The 20,700-nt window shown below is 49.3% G+C and carries 12 protein-coding genes; 7 read left to right on the plus strand and 5 right to left on the minus strand.

The genetic code is table 11. The features are described 5' to 3' along the window. Nucleotides 1–60 precede the first annotated feature (60 nt). The 4 genes from pheS to K384_RS06820 all read left to right on the plus strand — a co-directional run bounded on the left by pheS (nucleotide 61) and on the right by K384_RS06820 (nucleotide 7,774). Nucleotides 61–1,086, plus strand: coding sequence for a phenylalanine--tRNA ligase subunit alpha (gene pheS / locus K384_RS06805; protein WP_038030857.1), 1,026 nt, complete (start codon nucleotides 61–63; stop codon nucleotides 1,084–1,086). Nucleotides 1,087–1,324: 238 nt separating this feature from the next. Next, nucleotides 1,325–3,250: a M1 family metallopeptidase gene (locus tag K384_RS06810; protein ID WP_038030859.1), complete on the plus strand. Its 1,926-nt coding sequence runs from the start codon at nucleotides 1,325–1,327 to the stop codon at nucleotides 3,248–3,250. 247 nt (nucleotides 3,251–3,497) lie between these two features. Next, nucleotides 3,498–6,809 carry a sensor histidine kinase gene (locus K384_RS13345; RefSeq protein WP_051633204.1) on the plus strand — a complete coding sequence of 1,104 codons (3,312 nt, stop codon included), beginning with the start codon at nucleotides 3,498–3,500 and terminating at the stop codon, nucleotides 6,807–6,809. Nucleotides 6,810–6,850: 41 nt separating this feature from the next. Next, nucleotides 6,851–7,774 (plus strand): DMT family transporter, encoded by a 924-nt coding sequence (locus tag K384_RS06820; protein ID WP_051633205.1) that lies wholly within the window; start codon nucleotides 6,851–6,853, stop codon nucleotides 7,772–7,774. A 38-nt stretch (nucleotides 7,775–7,812) separates the two neighbouring features. On the opposite strand, the gene K384_RS06825 is transcribed toward K384_RS06820, so the two are convergent. The 4 genes from K384_RS06825 to K384_RS06840 all read right to left on the minus strand — a co-directional run bounded on the left by K384_RS06825 (nucleotide 7,813) and on the right by K384_RS06840 (nucleotide 14,868). Beyond that, on the minus strand, nucleotides 7,813–8,349 hold the full coding sequence (locus tag K384_RS06825) for a hypothetical protein (RefSeq protein WP_157630087.1): 537 nt from the start codon (nucleotides 8,347–8,349) through the stop codon (nucleotides 7,813–7,815). A 74-nt stretch (nucleotides 8,350–8,423) separates the two neighbouring features. Further along, nucleotides 8,424–12,395 (minus strand): hypothetical protein, encoded by a 3,972-nt coding sequence (locus K384_RS06830; protein WP_038030705.1) that lies wholly within the window; start codon nucleotides 12,393–12,395, stop codon nucleotides 8,424–8,426. 136 nt (nucleotides 12,396–12,531) lie between these two features. Next, entirely contained in the window at nucleotides 12,532–13,104 is a 573-nt protein-coding gene (locus K384_RS06835; protein ID WP_038030707.1) for a hypothetical protein, read from the minus strand. Nucleotides 13,105–13,116: 12 nt separating this feature from the next. Further along, nucleotides 13,117–14,868 (minus strand): HAL/PAL/TAL family ammonia-lyase, encoded by a 1,752-nt coding sequence (locus tag K384_RS06840; protein WP_038030709.1) that lies wholly within the window; start codon nucleotides 14,866–14,868, stop codon nucleotides 13,117–13,119. Nucleotides 14,869–15,158: 290 nt separating this feature from the next. Between K384_RS06840 and K384_RS06845 the strand changes: the two genes are divergently transcribed. From K384_RS06845 to aroC, 3 genes are all read left to right on the plus strand, one after another. Then, nucleotides 15,159–16,655 carry a Do family serine endopeptidase gene (locus tag K384_RS06845; protein ID WP_038030711.1) on the plus strand — a complete coding sequence of 499 codons (1,497 nt, stop codon included), beginning with the start codon at nucleotides 15,159–15,161 and terminating at the stop codon, nucleotides 16,653–16,655. A gap of 171 nt (nucleotides 16,656–16,826) precedes the next feature. Further along, entirely contained in the window at nucleotides 16,827–19,238 is a 2,412-nt protein-coding gene (locus K384_RS13585; RefSeq protein ID WP_084147147.1) for a GEVED domain-containing protein, read from the plus strand. Nucleotides 19,239–19,366: 128 nt separating this feature from the next. After that, nucleotides 19,367–20,446 carry a chorismate synthase gene (gene aroC / locus K384_RS06860; RefSeq protein WP_038030712.1) on the plus strand — a complete coding sequence of 360 codons (1,080 nt, stop codon included), beginning with the start codon at nucleotides 19,367–19,369 and terminating at the stop codon, nucleotides 20,444–20,446. Here aroC and K384_RS06865 read toward each other — a convergent pair. Next, nucleotides 20,443–20,676: a hypothetical protein gene (locus K384_RS06865; protein ID WP_038030713.1), complete on the minus strand. Its 234-nt coding sequence runs from the start codon at nucleotides 20,674–20,676 to the stop codon at nucleotides 20,443–20,445. The two genes, aroC and K384_RS06865, sit on opposite strands and share 4 nt — an antisense overlap. Between the last annotated feature and the right edge of the window lie 24 nt (nucleotides 20,677–20,700).

A 20,700-nucleotide genomic window follows, 5' to 3' on the forward strand; every position in this document is an offset into this window, starting at 1 on the left:
ACCTATATTTGGCATTTCATTGAAACTGTAACAACACAACCTCAAAGCCTCATGCAAACCATGGCATACGAAAATATAGAAGCACTAAAAAAAGAAGTAGAAGCCTTCGAAATCACCAATGAAACGACACTGGAGCAGTTTCGTCAACAATATCTTAGCAAAAAAGGAGCGATTCCTGCCCTCATGGGCAAGATTAAGGACATTGCCCCTGAGGAGCGCCGCAATTATGGGGCAGCCGTCAATGCACTGAAGCAGCTGGCAGAAGAGAAATGGCGCAGCCATAAGGAACGCCTCGAGCAAGTGCCCGAAGTGGTAGAGCCCCCCATTGATCTTACCTTGCCTCCGCTCACCGAACCGATGGGCGGCGTGCACCCGCTTACCATCGTGCGGCGTCAGATAGTGCAGGTTCTGGAGCGTATGGGCTTTTGCCAGGCGGACGGACCCGAAATAGAAGACGATTTTCATAACTTCACCGGACTGAACTTCCCGGCTGACCACCCGGCACGGGAGATGCAAGACACTTTCTTTATTGAGCGTGACCCCGATATTTTGCTGCGCACCCACACCTCGTCGGTGCAAATACGCGTGATGGAAAACACACAACCGCCCATGCGTATGTTTTCCATTGGCAGGGTGTATCGCAATGAAGCCATTTCGGCACGCGCCCATTGTATTTTTCATCAAGTTGAAGGCTTCTTTATAGACAAGGCGGTAAGCTTCGTTGATTTAAAACAAACGCTTTATCATTTTGCCAAAGAGTTGTTTGGTAAAGACACCCAAATACGCCTGCGCCCTTCTTACTTCCCATTTACGGAGCCAAGTGCCGAGCTGGATATCTCATGCAATATATGCAAAGGCAAAGGATGTAACATATGTAAATATACCGGCTGGGTAGAAATCGGCGGGGCAGGCATGATTCACCCCAACGTGCTGAAGAATTGCGGAATAGATCCGGAGCAATACACCGGCTTTGCCTTTGGAATGGGCTTGGAGCGCATTACCATGCTCAAATATCAAATCAAAGACCTGCGCTTATTCACTGAAAACGACTGGCGTTTTCTCGAGCAGTTTGAGGGCTTGTCTTAACACCCCGCAGTTTTGCAGGAGCGTGCAGTTGTCAGGCAGCTGCGCGCTCTTGTGTGTTTTTTAAAAAAACAGCTCAAACACCACCTTATCGCTTCGATGCTTTTTCTGCCACCCTTTCAATAATACACCAAGTATGGTTTAAGCAAGCATCTCTGCTTTTCAAAAAGCAACACTTTCTTTGCATTGTAGTAATATTTTTTTGATTTTTGAGTTAAAAGAAATAAAAACGAATTCTTTTATGAGAAGACTCACCGCATTGTTTGTGCTCATGGTTTTGCATTTGGCAGCTTGGGCGCAAATCAAAAACCAACAGCCTAAGTTCGACAAACTGTTCGACTTTAGAGCCACGCCTTATCGCTCGGCGTCGGGATTTCCCGGACCGGAATACTGGCAGAACCGTGCCGATTACCGCATTGAAGCCGAGCTGCTTACCGACAAGCACCGTCTGGAAGGCAAGGTAACCATCGATTACACCAACAACAGCCCCGATGCTCTGCCTTTCGTGTGGCTGCAATTAGACCAAAATAAATTCAAAGCCGACTCACGTGGCACTGCCACCATGCCCGTGGAAGGGGGGCGTCATATAGGAAGCATCACCAATGGCTATGAGTTGAAGTCAGTGAAAGTAAATGGCAAAGATGCACAATACATAGTGTCTGACACGCGCATGCGTATTGACTTGGCTGCCCCGCTTGCCCCTAAGGGAGGAAAAACCACCATTACCATAGAGTATGCTTTCGACATACCCGAGTATGGTGCCGACCGTATGGGACGCAAGAAGTTTGAACACGGATGGGTGTATGAAATGGCGCAGTGGTATCCGCGTATGTGTGTGTATGATGACATTAGCGGGTGGAATGTGGAGCCTTACTTGGGTGCCGGCGAGTTTTACCTCGAATACGGCGACTTCGATTATAAAATCACGGCACCTGCCGGCGTAGTGGTGATTGGTTCAGGTGAACTGCAAAACCCCAAAGAGGTATATTCTGCCGAAGAGCTGAAAGCTTGGGAGAAAGCCAAAAACAGCGACAAAACGGTAACCATCATTTCTGCCAAAGATGTAGAGAAGAAAATCAAAATGCTGGAGCGTGCACGTCGTGGTAAGGTTACCTGGCATTATGTAATGAAAAATGCGCGCGATGTGGCTTTTGGCGCTTCGCAGGCGTTCATTGTGGATGCTGCCCGCATCAACTTGCCCAGTGGGCGCAAAGCCTTGGCTATTTCATGCTATCCGCACGAAAGCATGAAGGGCTGGCAACGCTCTACTGAATACACCAAGGCATCCATTGAGCACTACTCTACGATGTGGTATGAATACCCTTACCCTACGGCGGTGAATGTGGCCGGTATTGTTGCCGGCATGGAATACCCGGGGGTGAGCTTCTGTAAGTGGTCGGATGAAGGCGATGATTTATGGGGCGTAACAGACCACGAATTTGGGCACAACTGGTTCCCTATGATTGTGGGCAACAACGAGCGTCTCTATCCTTGGATGGACGAAGGCTTCAATACCTTTATCAATCATTACAGCACCATAGCTTTCAACAACGGGGAATATAAACAATCGGACTACTTGCAATATGCCTCGCGCTTGGCAGGATACATTTTCCTTTCGCCTAACCGTGAGCCCATAGCCACCTATCCTGATGTGGTAAATGACAGCAACTTGGGCATTACAGCTTACTTCAAACCCGGCTATGGTTTGTTTTTGCTACGTGAAGTGATTTTGGGTCCCGAGCGCTTCGACCGTGCTTTCCGTGCCTACATAAACGCTTGGGCTTATAAGCATCCTACACCCATTGACTTTTTCAATACCATAGAAAATGTGGCCGGCGAAGAGCTGGATTGGTTTTGGCGGGGCTGGTTCTATGAAACTTGGGCACTGGACCAGGCAGTAAGTAAAGTAAAATATGTGGACGACGACCCTGCCAAAGGGGCTATTGTGGCGCTTGAAAACAAAGGCGAACTGCTGATGCCGGTGGTGATGGAAGTAAAAGAGGAAAACGGCAAGGTGCACCGCCTGCAGTTCTCTGTGGAAATATGGATGAAAGGGAATACCAAGGAATTGCGTTTGCCTACAACCTCGCGTATTAGTGCCATTACTTTGGATCCGGACAAACTGATGATGGATATAAATTATGGCAATAATACTTGGACGCCGTAATTGTAAGGCTGCATAAAGATAACCAAGGGCGTTGAAGGTTTACTTCAGCGCCCTTGCTGTTTCTTTTTGGCAGGATATTTGCCTGCATTACATTGAAATTTGTTTTTTCAATAGGACCACTGCCTGTTTTATTGCTTTTTTACCTTTAAAAAACTATCTTGTAATAAGAAACGTCGGTTTCGATGTGAATGAACACCTTGTCAAGCAAGCTTGTGGCTTATTAGGCTTATTAAGAATAGTAAAGGGGATGAGTATAAAAAGAAGTTTTATAGATGAAGGCTTAACAACTGTCCTTTTTCAACTCTTTACGTGCGTAGCGTTTTTTTGTCCCGAATGGGGACAGGCCCAACACTATGCCTTTCGTAGCTATGGCGTGGAAGTGGGCTTGCCACAGTCACAAATAGAAGATTTGCTGGAAGACCGTTATGGCCGTCTGTGGGCGGCTACTTTAGGGGGCTTGGTGCGTTGGAACGGCCATCAGTTTGAAGTGTGGGATGAGCGCAAAGGATTGGTCAATAACCGCGTGCACCGGCTGCTGCTCACCACCGACAATTACCTTTGGTGCATTACAGAGCGGGGCGTGTCCCGCTTCGATGGGCAACGCTTTACTTCCTTTTCGCAAAAGGAAGGGTTCCCTCATGGCGTTGCCTTCAAAGTGTGGTTGGGCAAAAGTGGAAAAGACTGGTGGGCGTGGGTGCGCACCGAGTACGGCGAAGTGAAATTGATTCACTATGAAAACGGACGTTTTCAAGAGAAAAAGTTGCCCTTGGGCTTGTACTCTGTTTCCGGCTACTTGCCTGACTTGCTCATGGATGCCCGGCAACATCTATGGATAAGCAATGTTCACGGTTTATTTTATAGTGCTCCGGAGAGTGGGCGGTCAGATACCGTGTGGCTGGCGCCCAAGCCAAAAGACGGTAAAGAAGTTTTTCCGCTTGTGAAGCGTTTATTATGGGCAGGCGATGCCGGTTCGGTCATTCTTTCGATGGAGGTGGCCACTGACTCTTTTGTTGTTTACCGGGCGCATACCGATGGCACCATGGAAGTGCTGCCCGAAAGTGATGAAGTATCTATCGCGGTGAAGTTGTTTCGTGATAAAAAAGGGTTTTATTGGTGGATCCTACGTGATGGCTCCTTGATATGCACACACGAAGGACGGGTGAAGTACCGCTGGGATGAAGCACACGGGCTTCCGGTCAATAGCATCAATTTTATTTATCAAGACTCGCGGGGCGACTTTTGGATAGGCACCAATAACAACCAGCTGCTTTTTTATCAAGAAGATTCTTTCTTGCATTACGGCGAGCCGGAAGGCTTGGCGCGGGGTGAAGTCTGGAGTATTGCCGAAGACAAACAAAATAACATCTGGATTGGTACTTCCGGCAGCTTGGGTTTGTACCACTACGATGAAGAAGCGGAGCGCATGGTACGGGCAGAAAGCAAGCAAGTGCTGCCTTTCTTGGGAAGAGTTACTGCCATTATTCCACTCAATGACGACACTTTGTTGCTGGGCACGCATTATGGCTTGTGGGAATACAATGTGCGTACCGGGCAATTCATAAATGCCGGTGGCAAATACGGATTGGAAGGTGCCAAGCAAATAGCACATATATTGTATGAACCGGAAGCATCTACTTTCTGGATTGCTACTTTGGGGAATGGACTCTACGAAAAAACACCTGACACGCTGCGCCATTATGACGCACAATCGGTTGGCTTGCCCAGCAACTTCGTGCGCTATACGCTGAAAGACAGTAAAGGCACTTTATGGGTCTGCACTACCTATGGCATTTCGGCTTTATCGCCCGGTGGTGAGTGGACACATTACACACGTGAAACAGTGCATTTGCCAAACGACTATGTATTGCAAGCCGCCGAAGATGCTTGGGGCAATGTGTGGTTTGCCTGCCTGGGGGGGCTTCTTCGCTTCGATGGCAAGCAGTTCCGGACCTACGGCACGGAGCAGGGGCTCAATAGCCATATTGTGTACTCGGTTCTTTGTGTGGACGACAAGCTATGGATTGGCACTCAACAAGGCGCCAATTGCTGGCAGGTCAATGAGCGGGGCGAAGTGGTGAAGCGCCGCTCTTTTCAAGCAGAGGATGGATTTTCTGCAAGAGAAAGCAATGCGGCTGCCATTTATCGTGACAGCCGTGGCCGCATTTGGATGGGCACCATTCAGGGAGTGCACCGCTTCGACCATCCACAGCCTTTTCGAAAGCCTAAGGCTGCTTGGGTAGGAATTTCTAAAATTTATCTCTTTTTGCAACCGGTAAACTGGACCGCCGAAGAATGGCAAGGGTACTACACAGCTGTAGATAGTGTTTTTGCGCAGCCCGTGGGGCTCAGGCTTCCACATGACCAAAACAATTTGACTTTTGTATTTGAAGCCTTGGATTATGCTTATGCCCATAAAATAGAGTTCAGCTGGTGGATGGAAGGGCTTGACAAGCAGTGGGTACCGTGGAGCAAACGCCGGGAAATCACCTATGCCGGGCTTAGTCCGGGTACTTATACATTTTGGTTGAATGCACGCACTTCTGATGGCGAGCTTTTGCTGGACAAGCCCCTGCGCTACTCCTTTACCATCCGGCCGCCTTTTTATAGCTCTACATGGTTTTATGTGTTGATGTCGTTGGCACTCATTGGCGTGGTTTTCGCCATTATGTGGTGGCGTTCCGAGCGCATACGAAGGCAAAAACAGCGCTTGGAAATCATGATAAAAGAGGCAAAAAGAGATTTGGAAGAAAAAAACAAAGAGCTGGAAGAGAAGAAAAAAGAGCTGGAAGAGCAGGCGCGCTATCTTGAGCAGCTCAACGCCACCAAAGACCGTTTCTTCTCTATTTTGGCACATGATATCAAGGGACCTTTAAACTCTTTGACTGCTTTTCTGGATATTATGTCCAATCATTTGGACGAAATGAGTAAAGAAGACATACAGTTCATGAGCAGCAGCCTGAACCGCTCTGTGAAAAACCTGTATCAGTTATTGGAAAATGTGCTTTCCTGGTCGCGCTCACAGATGGGCGTTATAGAATACAACTTCGAGGAGCTGCCATTGAAGAACATAGTAAAAGAAAATTTACAGCTGCTGCACATGAGTGCTTCCAATAAAGGTATAGAGCTGCGGGATGAAGTGCCTTCCGACCTGGTTGTATACGCCGATCGTCCGTCATTGAATACCATCATCCGTAATTTGCTTTCAAACGCCATTAAATTCACCGGTGAGGGGGGGGAAGTAACTGTGGGGGCGTCTGTCAACGGACATAAAGCCGTGGTATTTGTGCGTGATACGGGGGTAGGTATGCCCAAAGAAATACAAGAACGGCTATTTAAAGTAGATAAACGGGTGAGTACCAAAGGCACTGCCAATGAAACAGGCACAGGCTTAGGTTTGATTCTGGTGAAAGAGTTTGTAGAACGCAATGGCGGTGAAATATGGGTAGAAAGCCAAGTGGATGTGGGGACAACCTTCTACTTTACGCTGCCTTTGACAGACCATACGCCTAACCGGCAAGACAACTACTCGCAGACACAGGGTGAGCAGGCAATGCAGTAGAATTTCATATCTTTGCAGCTTCGAAACTAAAAAGTAAAACTGTGTCGGTGAAAAAGCCTGCCGGATGGGTTGTGCATGCCGCCTTGTTGCTGGTTGCCCTTATTTATGGCTTCAACTACAGCATTGCCAAGCTTGTCATCCCGCATTATTTGGAACCTTCATCCGTGATTTTGCTGCGTGTAGCAGCCGTATCCTTGCTTTTAGGTTTGTGGCACATAGGGCGTGGCACGCCCTTAAGTATAGAACCGGCGCACCGCTTACGCCTGGTCGTTTGTGCGCTGCTGGGGGTTGTACTCAATCAACTGTTGTTTTTCGAAGGCTTGGCGCGTACCACGGCAACCAATGCGTCGGTTATTATGACCATGAGTCCCATTTTTGTGCTGCTCTTCTCTTTGTTGATGGGCTTGGAAAAGCCTACTTTTCGCCGCATGACAGGCGTTTTTTTAGGTGGATTGGGCGGATATGTGCTCATCACACAGGGGCAATGGGCATTGCAGCAGGCAAACGTATGGGGCGATTTGATGGTGCTGGGTAATGCCCTGTCGTATAGTGCTTATCTGGTGCTGGTCAAACCATTGATGCGGCGTTACCATCCCTTGGTTGTCATGTTTTACCTTTTTACCATAGGAATCATAGGCGTGTTTCCTTTTGGTTACAAGGGTTTGTATGCCGCCGAATGGCAACAGCTGCCCTGGTTTGTCTTTGCTTCGGTGGCTTATGTGGTGTTGGCAACGACGCTGACGGCCTATTCGCTCAATGCGTGGGCGCTGCAATACACACACGCTTCGGTGGTAGGCTTCTATATTTACTTTCAGCCCCTGGTAGCCGCCACACTCGATTTGTGGCAGGGCAAGGCATCGCTTACGGTATATACCGTTGTGGCTGCCCTTTTGATATTTACAGGTGTTTTTTTAGTAAGCATACAAAAGAGCACAAAGAATGCCCCGCTTGTGAAAAAGGGTTAAAAAAAGAGGGGGGAAGCCCCCACATGCACTTTTTTGCTTTAGTTGCCAAATAGCATGCGCACGTCTTCGGTTGTGTTTGCACTACCGGTGGCAATGTATGATTGGGACTGCACCTCAAATCTATGTTTTACAGAAAACCGGATGCTTTCAATACGATGCCGTTTTAAACGCTCTATTTCGGCAGGAGAGAGTAAATAAACACCTATGATTTTGTTGTTTACATAGTCGCCCATGTTTCTGTCGTAGCACTTAATTACGGAGCCGTCACTTAAGTACAGAAATACGTTGCCTGAAAATTGGTTGAAACGGAAAGTGCAATAAAGAGAAAGTACCAGATAGCCACCGTTGCTTCGTTTGGCTATGCTTACATTGATGAAGGGAGTGCTCCCATCGTAATCTATTAAAAATTCATTCTTTCCCGGAAAAGAGAAGCTCCGGGAGGGCGTAGCTTTGTATCGCTGTTCGCCTATGTAAAAGTAGTTTTGAGCAAAAGTAGCCCGGCTGAGGGTACACAGCAACAGAACAAACAATAACTTACCTACGTTTTGCATGGCTCGTTTGTGTTTGGGTGACATGCCAAAAGTAGTGCTTTGGGCATGTGGCAGGTGCTTTTTGCAAGCTTGCAAAGCGGCTGACTGGTGGGCGAAGACTAATTTCCCCGCTCTTTCAATATTTCGGGCAGAAGCGTATCGCGCAAGCCCGACGCCAGCCCTTGCCATAAAATACGCAAGAAGCCGTCTGAAGGAAGACGCTCATACTGTATGGTGCCCGTTTTCCGGCGGTTGGTGTTGCGTATCAATAAATTGGCTAATTTTGAAACAATACGGCGTTTGCGCTTGGCTTGCGCATCTAACACACTGACCTTGAAGTTGCGATAGATAGCCAGCATTTGCCCACGGTGGTGGCGGTCTTCTATGCTGCCTTTGAATGTGATTTTTTTGATAATGCCTGTTTGCAGACGTACTTGCGCAGTGGGTTCCAGCATGCGATTCAGATAAATAGCCGACATCTGCCCCAAAGTGCCTGCATAAGAAGCTTGCAACACCGGACCATGGCGCGCCATTTCCATGTTGATAGCCAGCACGCCTTGCTTCATGAACAGCGAAGCCATCTCCAGGCGCAGGGGCAAGGAGTCCGGTCGGTTCCCCAGATGATACATCTGCAGGTGGGCATCATGAAAACCAATTTTGCCACTGCCTACGTTGTTCCACTGCTTTTGCTCGTAAGTAATGGTACCCGTTTCAAAAACGACGGTATCGATAAGCCATGTACCGGGGCTTCTCTGCAAAAGCTCATGTGGCATGGGCGGACGACGCAATGGGTTCTTAGCCAAACGCAGGTCATCGGTAGCGGCCAGTTCCCACTTTTTTACCTGAAGGTGCGGAATATATACCTCCTTGCCGTTGAGCAGGGCAGCCCACGGCAGCCGGGGAATACGCAGCGCTTCTATTCTTGCTTGTAAAATGGTTTTGGTATAAAGGCGCTGTTTCCATAAATCATCGACGTTGACAGTCGAAAAGACACTTATTTCACCTACTTGCACTGCGGGTTGCGATGCCTGCAAATGAATATGACGAAAGTCAAGGTGGTAAAGCGGATCCGGAAAGTCTATCTCGTAGTGTTTGACGGCCAGCGAAAAGTCGTTGCTTATGTCCGTTTGTCCCTTGGTATGCGTGAAACGTTGAATATAAGCATCGATGCCCCGGACACTATGCCGGGTGATGCCTTGCCGGCTCATCATTGTAAGTTGTAAACGGCTATTTTTGACTTGCAGAGAGTCGATTTGCAAGTAGGCAAAAGGAAAAGCCCTTGTGCTGTCGGCAGCCTGTACAGGCTCTGCCCAATTGTCTTTTTCTATGCTTGCAGATACATTGCCCACTTGTATGCGGCTCACCAACAGGCTGTCGCCATGCAGCAAGGCCGGTAAGTCGATGCGCTGCACATACAAATAGGGGAAATAAACATGTGCATGTGGGGCACGCCACTGCAAATCGCGCAGCCGCAAGCCACTCCCCTTCGCGTCCCACTGCATGTGGGCAAAGCTTAGTGTATCGTGGGGGCTAAGACGGAAAAAAGAACGTGCCGTAGAACGCAAAAAATGCAGGGAGTCAAGCAGCGGATAGCGCCCGTCAATAGCGCCAACAAGCAGGTTGGTATGCTGCATACGATACTGTGTTTGACCGTCTTGCCACAATACATCTGCGTTCGATACCAGTACGGTATCAAGATGCAGTAGCCGGAGCGAAAGGGGGGGCGCGGCTTGTACTTGCTGCTTGCCTTTAAGCTCTATTTGTGGTCTGATGAAAGCAAGACTATGTGCATGCAAGCGCCCCTGCTGCCATAGTGAATCCCATGCGATGCCATGAAGGCGCCCTTGTACCATGCGCAAGCGCTGCGAAGGGGTTTGCCGGCTGAAGCGGTGCAGCTGTACAGCTGCCTTTTGCTTGTCTATCGTAAGCGAGTCGAAGCGCAGCTTCGTTTGGTTTTGGAAGGAAAAAAGTCCCTGTTTGGTCTTTATGTAAAAATGCCTACTTAAAAAACTGTTGTGCAGCACATCCAAAGAATCCTGTGCAGACAGGCTGTCTGCCTGAATCAGCAGCTCTTTTATTTCCCCTTCAAGGGGACATGAAGCTGAAGGCAGCCAATACAACACAGGTACGGAGACATGCAAATGATGAATCAACAAGCGCCATTGGCTTTTTTGTATCCATTGAGCGAGGCGTTGCCCGGGAGGCAGAACGTGCGTGCTGTCGTTGTCTTTTGCTGCAAGCGCCGGAGACAAATACAGCTCCAGCCCGCTTAGGTGTAAGGTATCGATGTGTAAGCGCTTTTCTTTCCACAAAGCAGACCAGCGCAGCCCGGGAACATAGAGCACAGGCAAAGAGGCCGCCAGGGCAGGGCTGGCAAGGTACAGCTTACGGGCTTCTATGCCCATGGTGTCGGACAGTATATGCAGGTTTTGCATGCCCCATTGCAAGCTGTCGCTTTGGAACTGCAGGCGGCGGGCATGAAAATCTTCTACACATTGTCCCAATGCCTGCCAGGCGGGCAGACTATCTTTTCGCGGGAATTGCAAGGTGCGCAGGCGCAGGCTATAGTCTTGCAGTGTCAATTGTGCGTGGGAAGAAGGGAAGCGCAGCAGCAGGTCTCCTTTGTTCACATGAAGCCGCTGTATGCTTAACTGACGAAACCACGCCTGCCATGAAAAAGCCTTTGAGGTATTGCCATTACTTTGGGCTTCAATGTTTGCTTCCCGGGCACCGAGGTAACCTATCGGCAAGCGGCTGTCGTTCCAATAAGTTTGAAAGTCGGGCGTAAGTCGCACATTGTGCAAATAAAGGCTTTGCCCGGTGCCGCGATGGGCTATTTGCCCGATGGACAAATGTTGCCGCAGGGTGTGTAGCTGTATGTCTTTGAGTTGCGTTCGTTCGTTTTGCAGCTGCACCTTCTTCACAAATAGCTGAATGTCTTCGCAGAAAAAAGGCTTTGTGTTGTCAGTGGGCGAAAAGGCATTGGCTTGCAGGTAGATGCCTTCCACGCTGCCTTTAGGAAGTTGTATGTTGCCATCCGACAAGTGCAGACTGTCGATACGCACTTCGTCGAACCATTGCCCGGTGAGTGCCGGAAGCCGGCGTTTCCAGTTTTCTTTTTGAGATAAGAAGGAGGTATTTCCTGCCAATTTCCCATTAAGTTGCAAGCGGGGGGCTTGTAGGAGAATATAATGCAGGTGCAGGCGACGATCGAAGAAAAGCGCCGTCCACTGAATGCCCTTGACATGAAGACGCTCTGCCTGCAGCTTGCCTTTGGTCCATTGGAGCGAAGGCGACAGAATGTAAAGGTCAGGGTGGCGTGTATCTATATGCAAAGCTGCAAGCTGCATATGGCTCTTGGATGAGCGGATTTGGTAGCGATGCAGCCAAAAGGTGGCATAGCGTGCAAAAAATGGACGCCGGGGCGAGTGAAGAGTATTCTTTTCAACAACAATATCATAGATGTTACTCGAAAGGCTGCCGAGCCGGTGGCTTTGGCTGCCGTTTTCGTAGTCTATCTTTAACCATAAAGACAAGCTGTCTATTTCCACTTCTCCGATGCGTAACGAGGGCGTAACAGCCTGCACACTTTCCAAAAATGCACGGGTGATGCGATAGTAGTTCAGTTTGCGTTCACCGGATGAACGGCTGCCTTGCTGTTGCCAATGGAGCTGTCCGTTTCGAATGCTTATCTTCCGGATAAAAAGGCTGTCGTGGCGCCAATAACGCCACCAGTCAATATCTTCTATGCGCAACAGTGCCAATTGACTTTGAACAACAGGCTGTGTGCGGTATGTTTGAACTGCCGCCTGCCACCGGCTGCTGTCAGTTTGCAAGACTATGTTTTTGAGTAACAGGCTGCCGTCCTGCCAATCAATGAAGACGTTTTCAATTTCCAGGCTGTAAACACCTTCACTTTGATAATATATCCATTCGGAAATGGCACGTTTTAAAGTAGGAATAAAAAGCCTGTAAAGGATATTGATGGCAAGAAGTCCCACAAAGAGGAATTGACTCACACGCACCAAACGGCGTGCTGCTTTCTGTTGGCGCTTGTGCAGCGGCTGCCTATCCTCTTTGTTTTGTTGCATGGACGCGTGTCGCTTATTCTGTTGTTTCAATGCCAAGTAAGATAAACAACAGAAACGAATGCTGCCAACTTTGGTTGCCCGGTCACTGCTTTAAGACTTGGGTGGCAGGGCAGGGGGAGCAAGCTGCTCTTTTGTGTCATGAAAGGGCAATACGGCGGTTTAAAATGTTTTTTACCGCTTCAAACAACTGCAGGGGTTCCAGTGTGCGCCATGCCAGCATGTTCAGGCTTTCGCCATAATGTATGTAATAATCAATGTCATATTTTTCCCACTCTTGATAGACATGTGGGCGGAAATTGAGCGCACAAATCCAGCCTTCGTCCAGGTCATCGAACCATTCTTCATAATAAGCGTCGTCGGAGCCGTGAAAGTTAAGCACATTTTCACCAATGAGAATAAAGAAACGGATGCCTTGGCGCAGCAGGCGGTCAATGATGTTGCGCTTCAAGTGCATGATGTCGTTGTAAAGCGTATCGTTCCATTCGCCCATCAACTCAATGATGGCAAGCTGCTCGTGATAGTTGCAGTAAAGCAACTTCATATAAAGTGTTTCCGAGCCGAAAAAGTCCCACGCCGGGTCTATGTAGTAGTTGTAAATGGCTTGGTTATAGTGCGAAAAGTCATATTGCTTGCCGTAAAAAGGGGAGCGCTCGTCTTCCGATGCATCATAGAAGACGAGCCATCCCTCATATGGCAGAATGGTATGCATAAAAATTACAGCTTAATCTTGTCCGATTTCACCAAAAAACGCTTGCGCCTGCGCTGTAAGTTCCTCATACAAACGCTCAATGGTTTGCAGGTCGCGATGCAAAAAGCGGTCTTCGCTTACAAAAGGAACATGGTGGCGCAGCTTTTCATGTAGCCAAGCGCTGCCCTTGCCCGTCTGCACAGGCAGCAGGTCGCCCAGTTGCCGGATGCGCAAATCAAGTGCCTGCGTGCTGCACAGCAGGTGAATGCACACAATCTTTTTCACATTCTGCAGTATTTCGGCTGCTTGCCGGGCAGCTATGGTGCCCATGCTTACGTGGTCTTCCTGATTGGCACAGGTCGGAATAGAGTCCACCGATGCCGGATGGGCCAGTACCTTGTTTTCAGAAACCAAGGCGGCAGCAGCATATTGCGGAATCATGAGCCCGGAGTGTAGTCCCGAAGTGTCTTCCACCAAGAATGCCGGCAGTCCGTCGTTGGTATGCTCATCTACCAACTTGTTGATTTGCCGTTCCAGCAGATTGCCTATTTCACAAAGCGCTATCTTCAGATAGTCAAGTGCCAGTGCCAAAGGCTGCCCATGGAAGTTGCCCCCGGAGAGTGCGTCGCCTTCATCTACAAACAACAGAGGGTTGTCCACCACTGCATTCAACTCTTGTTCCACCACGGTGCGCACATGTTGAATGGCTTCTATGCTGGCGCCCAGCACCTGTGGGGTGCAGCGCACCGAATAGGCGTCTTGGGGCGATATTTTTTTCTCTATGATAGAAAAGATATTTCGCCACTGTTTCCATGAAGGTTGTTGTTCGCGCAAAGGCAGCAGACGGTACACCTCTTGCGGAAAGGGTTCTATCTTGCCTTCCATCAATCGTTTCAGCTGCCCGGCTACTGCCGGTGCTTGTTCTATGTGTTGCCATAACTCGGCAGGAAGTGCCTTCAGTAAATCGCCGGCTTGCAAGCCCATGAGGCGGCTGCCTTCGGTGGCTGCCCGTATCAAAGCGGCCGTATATTGCTGCCCTTGGTGGCGGCGCAGATGATGAATGCGCGGGTCAAAGGCTTGAGTGCGGGCACATAATGCTTCGAAACAAACAGCGGCTGTCAGGCAAGCAAGTAAAAACAGACGTTCGGCTTCCATGACAGTCAAGGCACCGATGGCATTCATGACAGTGGTGCCGTTGAGCAGGGCAATGCCTTCTTTATGCCATAGTTCCAAAGGGGCGAGCCCTTGCATGCTTAGCCATTCCTTTGCCTGCAGGCGTTGCTCTTTCCATATCACTTCGCCTTCGCCAATTAAGGGCAGTGCCATGTGAGCCAGAGGGCAAAGGTCACCACTGGCACCTACCGAGCCTTGCGAGGGAATGACAGGGTATGCCCCTGCGTTCAACATGAAAGCCAGGCGTTCCAGTACCAAAGGGCGGATGCCTGAATGGCCGGCCATGAGCGTATTGAGGCGGATAAGCATGATGGCGCGGCTGGTGGCTTCGTCGAAGGGCGCACCTATGCCCGTGGCATGTGACAGCAACAAATTACGCTGAAGGGCTTGTGCTTGCTCGTAATCGTTGATGACTTTGGCGGCATTGGCACCAAAACCCGTAGTAACACCATAAATCACACGTTTTTCTTTGACTTGAGCTTGCACGAAGTCGCTGCTGCGCTTGACCGCCTGCATGGCTGTGGGGCACAGACGCACAGTGGCTTGGCGGTGGGCTATTTTATATACCGATTCTATGTCGAGCGATTGACCGTTTAAAACAATTGTTTCCATTATGCTTTTGATTTGCCTGCAAAGTTCAACCTTTTCTTCGAAAAATCTATCATGCTTGCCCTTTCTTTTCTTTTGAAAAGTAGTTTGCCGGCTCACCAATGCTCTGCTTTTTTATAAAGCCTTCTTGTTTGTCAATTTGTCTTTTGTAACCGCTTTTTTCTGACAAGATGTCTTGAATAGTGGCAACGGTCTGTGTTTTGTTTGTTTATACTAAAAGAAAGGGAATATCCGTTTTTTATGCGAAATAAAGCAGGAAACACCCGTTAATAAAAAAACAGAAAGGAGGAACCATGATGAAAGTGCAAAAAAATTGGATAGTAAGTGGCATCGCTGCTTTGCTGGCGAGTGTGCTTACCGTTCTGGCTGCTTATTACTGGCTGCCTGCCAAGGTGGTCAAGGTAGAAACTGTAAGCAACATGCCGGTCAAAGGGGCTTTGTTTACCCAAAATGAGAATGGCGAGTTTGTGCCCATTGATTTCACGGCTACTGCCGAAAAAGTAATGGATGCCGTGGTGCACATCAAATCTACCATGCTGGTGAGTAACCGCTCTATACAACCCTTCTTCGATGATGATTTGTTCCGTGAGTTTTTTGGACCTGATTTTCGTATAGAGCGCTTCGACGACGGACGGCCGCAGTTACAAATGGGGTCCGGCTCAGGCGTGATTATTTCAGAAGATGGCTACATAGTAACCAACTACCACGTCATCCGCGACGCACAGGAAATAGAGGTAACGCTGCACGACAACCGCACCTTTAAAGCAACAGTGGTGGGCACTGACCCTTCGACCGACTTGGCTGTCTTGAAAATCGATGCCAAAGGCTTGAAGACCATCCCCTTTGGAAATTCCGATGCCGTAAAAGTAGGTGAATGGGTATTGGCAGTAGGCAACCCCTTCAACCTGAACTCAACGGTAACAGCCGGTATTGTAAGTGCCAAGGCGCGCAACATACGCATCTTGCGCGATCAATATGCGGTAGAGTCTTTTATTCAAACCGATGCGGCCATCAACCCCGGTAACAGTGGTGGTGCTTTGGTGAACCTGCAAGGCGACCTGATAGGCATCAATACTGCCATTGCCAGCCCCACTGGCGCTTATGCCGGCTATGGCTTTGCCGTGCCATCTAAAATCGTTCAGAAGGTGGTGGAAGATATTCTGAAATATGGCTCTGTGCAGCGTGGTTATCTGGGCGTGCTGATTCGCGATGTGGATGGAGTTTTGGCAGAAGAAAAAGGCTTGAGCACTACAACCGGGGTGTATGTAGATAGCTTGGTTGAAAATGGAGCAGCCAAAGCAGCCGGTATCAAAGCAGGCGACGTGATTGTAGCCGTAGATGGCAAAAGTGTGAACAACAGCGCCGAATTGCAGGAGTTGATTGCACGCCACCGCCCGGGCGATAAGGTGAGCATTAAAGTATTGCGTGGCAGCAAAGAGAAGGAGCTACAAGTGGTATTGAAAAGCCGGGAAGGTGAAACCCGTATCACCAAGATAAGCGAAAACCCCGAAGTAGTGGCTCGCTTAGGGGCTGAATTGGCAGACCTGAGCAAGGAAGAAGCCAAGAAGTTCAAGATAAAAGGCGGTGTGAAGGTGCGAAAGGTGTATCCGGGTAAGCTGCGTACGGCCGGTGTAAAAGAGGGCTTCATTATCACACACATTGATAAAGAAGAGGTGCATTCGGTGAAGGAGTTGACCGAAAAATTAGCCAAGAAAGAAGGTGGGGTGATGGTTGAAGGTTTTTATGAAGATATGCCCCGTGCTAAATTCTATTACGCCTTTGGCTTGTAATTCAATGTGTTGACTATTCAAGCTTTTATTAGGTAAAGCGGGCTGTATGGCCCGCTTTTTTTGTTTGTTTTAATAAATTGTTAATAAAAAATTTGGATAATTTGAGTGTAGGCCATATATTTGAAGCTGTTTTTAACAAAATGTTACATGTCTTATTAAAATCGATGTCTTATGAAAAAGTTCTTTACTCTTTCTTTATTGATGCTTTTAACCACTTGGGGGTGGGCACAACACCGCGTGTGCTATACCGACCAGGTGCATGAGCGTTTGCTCAAAGAGCATCCCGAAATGGCACAGCGCATGGCTGAAATCGAACGCCAGACACAGCGCTATGTGGCTTCTTTCAACCAAGCCGAAGCAGCCACCACGGTAATCACCATTCCCGTAGTGGTGCATGTCATTTACAGCAATTCAAATGAAAACATCAGCGATGCGCAGATTCAGTCACAAATCGATGTGCTGAATGAAGACTTTCGCCGCTTGAATGCCGACAAGGTGAATACGCCGGCCGAGTTTGCGCCTTATGCCGCCGATGTGGAAATTCAATTCGTGCTGGCCTCGACCGACCCCAATGGCAACCCTACCAACGGCATTACCCGCAAGGCTTCAAGCCGTACGCAATGGGGCACCAACGACGATATGAAGTATTCCTCAAAAGGTGGGGTGGATGCTTGGCCTACCGACAAATACCTGAACATTTGGGTATGTAATATCGGTGGGGGCATTTTGGGATACGCGCAGTTCCCGGGCGGTCCTGCTGCTACCGATGGGGTGGTTATTAGCCCGCAGTATTTTGGACGTACCGGTTATGTTCAAGCGCCTTTTAATAAAGGACGTACAACCACCCATGAGGTAGGACACTGGTTGAACCTGCGTCATATTTGGGGTGATGGCAATTGTAGTGTGGATGATTTCGTATCGGACACGCCCACTGCCGGTGGTCCTAACTATGGCTGCCCTTCGTACCCCTCCAAATCTTGCCAAAACAATGGCGGATGGACCAGCGACCAGTTCATGAACTACATGGACTATGTAGATGATGCCTGCATGAACATGTTCTCTGCCGGGCAGAAAGCCCGTATGCGTGCTTTGTTTGCACCCGGTGGTGCTCGCGAGAGCTTCGCAAACGGAGGTGGCTCTACACCGCCCCCCGCTTCTTACTGTGCTTCCAAAGGCAATGATGCTTCTTACGAGTGGATTCAAACTGTGAAAGTAGGCTCTTTCTCCTATAATTCCGGACAAAACGGAGGTTATGCCGACTTCACCACTCAAACGGTGAATGTAGCACAAGGGGGCAGCTATGCCGTCACCTTAACACCCGGCTTCTCCGGCTCTACCTACAACGAATACTGGAGAATATGGATTGACTTCAACGATGACAAAGATTTTGACGATGCCGGCGAACTCGTATTTAGCGCCGGACCTTCTACCTCTGCCGTAAGCGGCACTTTGAACATACCTTCTTCGGCAGCTACCGGCGCCAAGCGTATGCGTGTGTCTATGAAATACAACGCAGCGCCTACCGCCTGCGAAACCTTCTCTTATGGCGAAGTGGAAGACTACACCATCAATATAAGCACAGGGGGCACAACTACCTGCAATACACCTGCCGGCTTGAGCGCAAACAATGTGACGGCTTCTTCTTTCACCCTGAACTGGGGAGCTGTCAGCGGTGCCGTTTCTTACGATGTACGCGTGCGTGCACAAGGTACTACCTCTTGGACCAACTTCAATGGACAAACATCCACCAGCCTGAATGTAACCGGCGCTGCAGCTTCTACCACCTATGAGTGGCAAGTGCGCACCAACTGCAGTGGCGGCAGCAGTGCTTGGTCTGCAACCCAAACAGTCACCACCTCTGCGGGTACCGTTACTTACTGCAGCTCGGCAGGACAAAACACCTCTGATGAGTGGATTCAGCGCGTGCGTTTAGGTTCTATCGACAACAATTCCGGCAACAATGGCGGTTATGCCGACTTCACTTCGCTTTCTACCAACTTAGCCAAAGGAAGCAGCTACACCATTTACATCACACCGGCATGGTCCGGTACCAAGTACCGTGAGGCTTACCGCGTGTGGATTGACTTCAACCAAGATGGTGACTTCGACGACGCAGGCGAATTGGTATATTCCCGCGCCCGTACTACCTCTACGAGCATATCGGGCAGCTTTACAGTGCCTTCTTCTGCACTGACCGGTGCTACCCGCATGCGTGTGTCTATGAAGTACAACGCCTATCCGTCGCCTTGCGAAACCTTTACTTATGGCGAAGTGGAAGATTATACGGTGAATATAGTGGCGGCACGTGAGGCTGTGGCAGCACATACAGTATCTGGTATGGAAGTAAACATCTATCCGAATCCTGCCATGCATTTTGCAACACTGTCTATTGCGGGTGGCATCAGCGGCGAAGCTTACACCGTGCGCCTGATGGACATGCAAGGCAAAGTGATTGAGGAGCGCACCGTAACTACTGCCGAAACTACTTTCGACTTATCGAAAACAAAAGCAGGTATTTACCTGTTACAGGTAATTGATAACCAAGGCAATCAAACCATTAAGCGTTTGTCAGTGCAAAACTGATGACGTTACATAGGACAAGACAAATTAAGCAAAAGCGTCCTGCCGCCTGGCAGGGCGTTTTTTGTTTGCAAGCTGCCTTCGTGCAGCAAAGAAATTCTGTTGTTTATATTTGTAAAAAAGAATCAGCTATGAATACATACGGTACTTTATTCCGTCTGACCACCTTCGGCGAATCCCATGGACCGGGCATTGGCGGCGTGATAGACGGTTGTCCGCCCAATATTGAACTGGACCAAGAGGAGATTCAAAGGGAACTGGAGCGGCGGCGTCCCGGGCAGTCCAAAATAGTGACGCAGCGCAAGGAAAGCGACCGGGTAGAGTTCCTTTCCGGCATCTTCGAAGGAAAAACCACCGGCACGCCCATTGCTTTTTTTATTCGTAATCACGATGCCAAAAGCAAGGATTATGGACATCTGGCACACGCTTTTCGCCCTTCACATGCCGACTATACTTATGCTGTCAAATATGGCATTCGTGACTACCGGGGCGGGGGGCGAAGCTCTGCCCGGGAGACCGCTGCCCGCGTGGTAGCCGGCGCCATTGCCAAGCAGATATTGCGTCGTGAGGGCATTAAAATATGGGCTTATGTGTCGCAGGTAGGCGAAATAGCCTTGCAAAAGGCTTGGCATGAGCTAAATTCCGAAGCCGTGGAAAGCAATGAGGTGCGCTGCCCGGATGCTCACACAGCCGATGCTATGATTTCGCTGATCCGGCAGGTACGCAAAGAGGGCGATACAATAGGTGGTGTGGTCAGTGGAGTCATCGAGGGCGTACCGCCCGGCTTGGGAGAGCCCGTTTTCGACAAGCTGCATGCCGAACTGGCTAAAGCCATGATGAGCATCAATGCTGCCAAAGGGTTTGAATATGGCAGCGGTTTCGAGGGGGTGAAGATGCGGGGCTCGCAGCACAACGACCTGTTTTACACAGACGAACACGGGCGCGTGCGCACCCGCACCAACTATTCCGGTGGCATACAAGGTGGCATCAGCAATGGCGAAACCATTTACTTCCGGGTTGCCTTCAAGCCGGTAGCTACCCTCATGCGTCCCCAAGAAAGCATAAATGAGCAGGGGGGAAAAACAATCATAGAAGGAAAAGGAAGGCACGACCCCTGCGTGGTACCGCGTGCCGTGCCCATTGTAGAAGCCATGGCAGCCATGGTGATAATGGACTTCCTGCTTCGGCGCAAAGCCTATGCCGCTTTTTAGCCGATTTTAGGCAGCGGTGCCGGCTCTGCCGCGTCACTGTCTTTTTTATCATTGGGGCAGTCATCTACGGGCTTTCCACAGAAACCACAAACGGCGCCTTCTTCACGCAGGAAGGGACTTTGAGAAGCACAGGTGCCGCGCACACTTTCGTCTTTGCCCAGCAGCAGACGTAAGCCCAAGAAAACAAAAAAGATAGCGAAAATGCCTATGGTAAAAAGAAAAGTTGTCATGACGTGATGAAGAGTTGTTCTGTT

The sequence above is a fragment of the Thermonema rossianum DSM 10300 genome, from assembly GCF_000426825.1.
In the GTDB taxonomy this organism is placed as follows: Bacteria; Bacteroidota; Bacteroidia; order Cytophagales; family Thermonemataceae; genus Thermonema; species Thermonema rossianum.